The organism is Caulobacter sp. P1_B12_2 (assembly GCF_056406675.1).
The window spans coordinates 1-4,700 of the sequence record NZ_JBFTZS010000370.1; the positions used below are offsets into that span (position 1 = coordinate 1).

A 4,700-nucleotide genomic window follows, 5' to 3' on the forward strand; every position below is an offset into this window, starting at 1 on the left:
CGGTGCACCCTGCCCTCGGTGCACCCTGCCCTCTCCGCGCCGGACGGCGGTCAGGGTGAAGGGCAGGCCGGCCTGGCGCTCATGCACGCGAGCCCGGCCGTGGGCGGGCTCGGCGGCCAGGCGGTCGTCCAGGTCGATGGCGAACTCCACGCTGCCCGGCGCCACGCCGCGCGGGAACGCGGCCCGCAGCAGGGCCGGCCGGGCCGYGCCGCTGGCCATCGAGCCCGGCCCGGTCAGGCTGAGCTGCATCTTGCGTCGGCCGGGCGCCAGCAGGGCGTCGACGAACAGCAGGGCCGCGACAAGCGCGATCCAGGCCGGTCCCACCAGCCACAGCCGCGCCGAGACGAGCGCCGCCGCCAGGGCCAGGGGCGCGCCCAGGACCATCAGGAAGATCGTTCTCGCCGTGGGATAGATCCGCAAGGTCTTGGCCTAGGCTTGGAGGATCATCGCGGCGCCTCGACCTGGTCGACCAGGCCACGCACCACGTCGTCGACCTTGCGGCCCTCGATCTCGGCGGCGGGCGACAGGATCACCCGGTGACGCAGGGCCGGCAGCGCCAGGGCCTTGACGTCGTCGGGGATCACGTAGTCCCGGCCTTCGAGGGCGGCGCGGGCGCGAGAGGCGACGGCCAGCATGGCCGCGCAGCGCGGCGAGGCCCCGCCCGACAGCTCACCGGTGTCGCGGGTCGCCCGCACCACGCCGACGATGTAGCGGACGATGTCGTCGGTCAGCCGCACGGTCGCCACCGCCGCGACGGCTTGGGCGATCGTCGCGCTGTCGCCGGCTGCCTCGACGCCGAAGCCCTCGGGCGAGGGCTGGCCGGTGCGGCTGCCGTGGGTGGCGACGATCGCCGTCTCCTCGGCCAGGCTGGGATAGGCCAGCACGTGCTTGAACAGGAAGCGGTCCAGCTGGGCCTCGGGCAGCGGATAGGTGCCCTGCTGCTCCAGCGGGTTCTGGGTGGCCACCACCATGAAGCGGTCGCTCAGCGGGTGACGCTCGCCGTCCAGGGTGACGTTGCGCTCCTGCATGGCTTCCAGCAGCGCGGCCTGGGTCTTGGGCGGGGTGCGGTTGATCTCGTCGGCCAGCAGCAGCTCGCAGAAGATCGGCCCCTTAACCAGGGTGAAGGCGCTGGTCTGGAAGTTGAACAGGTTGGCGCCCAGGATGTCGCCGGGCATCAGGTCCGGCGTGAACTGGATGCGGCCGAACTGCAGGTTCACCGCCTGGGCGAAGCACTGGGCCAGGAAGGTCTTGGCCGTGCCGGGCGGACCTTCCAGCAGCACGTGGCCGCCGGCGAACAGGGCCGTCAGCATCAGGTCGATGGTGTCGTTCTGGCCGACCACGGCCTTGGCGGTCTGCTCACGGATCCTGCCGGCGAGCGCCTGCACCTCAGCGACGTTCACGAGTCATCTCCAGTCTCCACTGATGCCATCTTGCGGCGACCTTCATCAGGTCGCCCAACGAACGGACCGTTCGGGTGTCCTCGTCCAGGCGCGAGGCGCTGTCGGCGGCGCCGAAGCGTTCGCCCTGGCGGTCCAGGAAATCGGTCAGGGCCTGGCCCTCGAGCCTCGAGCCCCTGGCCCGCAGGCCGCCCAGGGCGCGGACGGCGGCGGCGCGCTGCAGCTCGGCGTAGCGCGGGGCCAGGGCCGGCTCGCGCTTGGCCATGCGGATCAGGCCGGCGGAATTGTCGATCAGGGCGTCCTTGCCCAGGGCCAGGGCCCGTTCGCCGCGCCGCACCGCCCGGAACCGCGCGGCGGCGTGCAGGCCCATCAGCAGGGCCGCGGCCACCAGGCACAGGGTCGCTCCGACGAACGGCGCCTCGAAGGCCAGCTTCAGCACGCTGCGCGAACGGGCGAAGCCGTTCAGCGTCACGTCGAAGGCGATCGCGCCGCCCTCCTCGTCATGGTCGATCGCGTCGTCGCGCAGCAGCCGCAGCACGCCCACGCCCGCCTTGGCGGTGCGGACGTCCTTCAGCCCCATGGTGTTCAGCAGATCGGGATCGGCCAGGAAATAGGTCTCGGTCGGCATGCGCCGGGCCAGGACGATCCGCCCCTTGGCGTCGGTCAGCACCGGCGCCAGGCCGGGACCGGACAGGGTCTGCAGGTTCCTGATCGGGCCGGTCTCGAACGTCATGCCCTCGGCCGGACCGCCCGGCGCGCCGGTCAGTCTCTGCGGCGCAGCACCCGGATCGATCGCGGCGGCGGACTTGGGCAAGCCGACCGCCTTGAGCAGGCCGGTCAGGCCCTTGGGCCCCACGGGCTTCAGGTCGCCCACCCAGCCCGGGTGGCGCGGATCCAGCCCGCCCCGCCACTTGGGCAGCACCACCAGGGTGCGCGACGACAGCTGGGCCGCCTTGACGTAGGCGTCGCGGGAAACGCTGGCGTCCGGCGTGAAGATGACCAGGGCCGGCTCTTCGCGGCTGAGATCGCGACGGCTGACGATCACCGGCTCGTCCAACCCGCGCAGCAGGCGGACCATGCCGCCGTAACCGATCGCCGACTTCGACAGGGCGTGGGCCTGGCCGTTGTCGCCGGACTGCAGGTCCGGCGCATAGGTCGACAGCACCACGAAGGCCGAGAAGGCGAACACCCCGGCGACGATCATGCCCAGCACGACCTTGGGCGAGAACAGCCCCTTGTCGCCGTCGGCCGCGATCTCCGACGTCGTCGCGGCCATCGTCGTGGTTTGCGCGTCGCTCATCGCCAGGCCTCGGTGAAGGCGAAGCCCTCGTAGGCCTTGCGGCAGGCCGAGAACTCTTCGGCGCCGACCGAGCGGCCGCCGAAGAAGCTGCGCTCCACCACCCGGGCGATCTCGCTGAAGGTGCGGCGCACGCGCTCGGGCACGCCGTCCAACTGAGCGATGTCGCGACTGGTCAGGGCGGGCCGGATCAGGTCCGGGCGCTTGGTCTCGATGTCCTCGATGCTGCGGAACAGGATCAGGTGCACCGCCTCGGCGAATCGGCCGGCGGCGGCCAGCCGGTCGGCGTCCTCCAGCAGGGTGCGGGCCTTGGCGGCGCTCGGACGCCAGACCTCGTCGCCCAGAACGGGGCCCTTGTTCGCCTTGAAGGATGGCCAGCGGGTGGCGATCAGCTCGCGGCACACGAAATACAGGATGATCGCCGCGCCCAGGATCAGGCCGCCCCAGAACACGTAGGTCAGGAAGGGCGCGGCGGCCCCCAGCAGCTTGCCGATGGCCAGCAGCCAGCCGGGAACGTCGGGCGCCTTGGGCGCGACGGAGGGCTCGAACTGCAGATCCTTGGCGCTTCGCAGCGCGGCGTGAGCGCGCGCGAAGGCGTCAGACGCGCCGTCGAAACCCGGCGACGCCGCGTTACGATCCACCCCAGCCCCCGCCGTCAAACGCCCACTCCCGAATGCCCCGGCGATACAGCTAGACGATTCAACTTTCGGTGTCGCCTTGAAGTCGATCCCGACGCGCTTGGCTTCGAGCGCCGCTCTCCCGCGCCGTCCTGACCCGGAGAATCGATTCGACCGGTCACACTCCGCTCCAAAGCCTCCCAGGTCGCCGGATCGGACCCGCGCCAACTGGCTCGCGCGAACGCCGACCAACGGCCCATGTCGCCGAAGCGGTTATTTTCATCAATCATTTCAAGGAGAAATGGTAGGCCGGGTGGGGTTCGAACCCACGACCATTCGATTAAAAGTCGAATGCTCTACCACTGAGCTACCGGCCCGCATCGACACGGCGGGCGGCCGGTGGAAGCGGCGCGGACCATAGTCGGGGGGCGCTCGGCTCGCAAGCGCGCTTTCGCACGAGAGGGAGATGACGAACGCGCCTTAGTGGCGTTAGGCTGGCGACATGCGCAGTCTCGTGCTTATCACCATCGTCGTTCCTCTGCTGGCCGCCTGTGCGTCCCAGTCGGAGCCCCCGCCGCAAAAGATCCAGACGACGTCGGACGCCAACAAGGACGGCATCTCGGGCGCGGCCCAGGCGCCCCTGCGCGACATGAACCTGGTGCGCACCAAGATCCCGCCGGCCTTGCTGGAAGCGATCGCCGATCCCTATGCTCGTCCGCCCGGCAAGAAGATCACCTGCGAGACCCTGATCATGCTGGTCGCGCCGCTGGACCTGGCGCTGGGTGAGGACGTCGACCGCCGGCCGCCGGAAGGCAACGAGGACCTGATGGACCGCGGCAAGCGGATGGCCGCCTCGTCGGCCTTCGGCGCGATGGCCAGCGCCGCCCAGGACCTGATTCCGATGCGCGGCTGGGTTCGCAAACTGAGCGGGGCCGAGAAGCACGACTCGTTGGTGCAGCACGCCGTCGCCTCCGGCGCGATCCGCCGGGCCTATCTGAAAGGTCTGGGCGAGGCAAAAGGCTGCAATCCGCCGGCCACACCCCAGCACTTGGCCACGCCGGCCGCGGCGATCGTCGAAAAGCGCTTTCCCTGGATGAAGGACGCGCCCGTGGCGGAGGCGCCGGTGGTCGACACGGCCGCGGCCGATGCGCCGGCGGTGGATGCGCCGCCCGCCCAACCGGCCCCCGCGCCCGCCAAGAAGAAGAAAAAGCCGATCTACAAGATCTGGTAGCTGGGACGAGTTGCACCTGAATGTCCGGTTTCCGCCACGGGGCGAAGGGCGGCTTGCGACCCGTTGAAGACATCCGAGATCCCTCTCTCTTAGAGAGAGGGAGGGGCCCGCCGCGAAGCGGTGGGAGGGTGAGAGGTTTCACCCTCTCCGGATGAAGC

4 protein-coding genes, 1 tRNA gene and 1 pseudogene are annotated in these 4,700 nt (G+C 70.5%); 1 reads left to right on the forward strand and 5 read right to left on the reverse strand.

Annotated features, from left to right (window positions below; translation table 11 throughout):
* From AC1DZ6_RS19300 to AC1DZ6_RS19320, 5 genes and pseudogenes are all read right to left on the reverse strand, one after another.
* Window positions 1-420: pseudogene (locus AC1DZ6_RS19300) on the reverse strand (hypothetical protein); the annotation flags it as partial.
* A 23-nt stretch (window positions 421-443) separates the two neighbouring features.
* Window positions 444-1,400: an AAA family ATPase gene (locus AC1DZ6_RS19305; protein ID WP_477098761.1), complete on the reverse strand. Its 957-nt coding sequence runs from the start codon at window positions 1,398-1,400 to the stop codon at window positions 444-446.
* Window positions 1,387-2,697, reverse strand: coding sequence for a hypothetical protein (locus AC1DZ6_RS19310; RefSeq protein ID WP_477098762.1), 1,311 nt, complete (start codon window positions 2,695-2,697; stop codon window positions 1,387-1,389). The genes AC1DZ6_RS19305 and AC1DZ6_RS19310 overlap by 14 nt, the downstream gene beginning before the upstream one ends.
* A complete protein-coding gene (locus AC1DZ6_RS19315) occupies window positions 2,694-3,335 on the reverse strand; it encodes a hypothetical protein (RefSeq protein ID WP_477098763.1) in 642 nt (213 codons plus the stop codon). Before AC1DZ6_RS19315 ends, AC1DZ6_RS19310 begins: the two co-directional genes overlap by 4 nt.
* A gap of 278 nt (window positions 3,336-3,613) precedes the next feature.
* Window positions 3,614-3,688, reverse strand: a tRNA-Lys gene (locus AC1DZ6_RS19320).
* A 125-nt stretch (window positions 3,689-3,813) separates the two neighbouring features.
* Between AC1DZ6_RS19320 and AC1DZ6_RS19325 the strand changes: the two genes are divergently transcribed.
* On the forward strand, window positions 3,814-4,542 hold the full coding sequence (locus AC1DZ6_RS19325; protein ID WP_477098764.1) for a hypothetical protein: 729 nt from the start codon (window positions 3,814-3,816) through the stop codon (window positions 4,540-4,542).
* The last annotated feature ends 158 nt before the right edge of the window (window positions 4,543-4,700 follow it).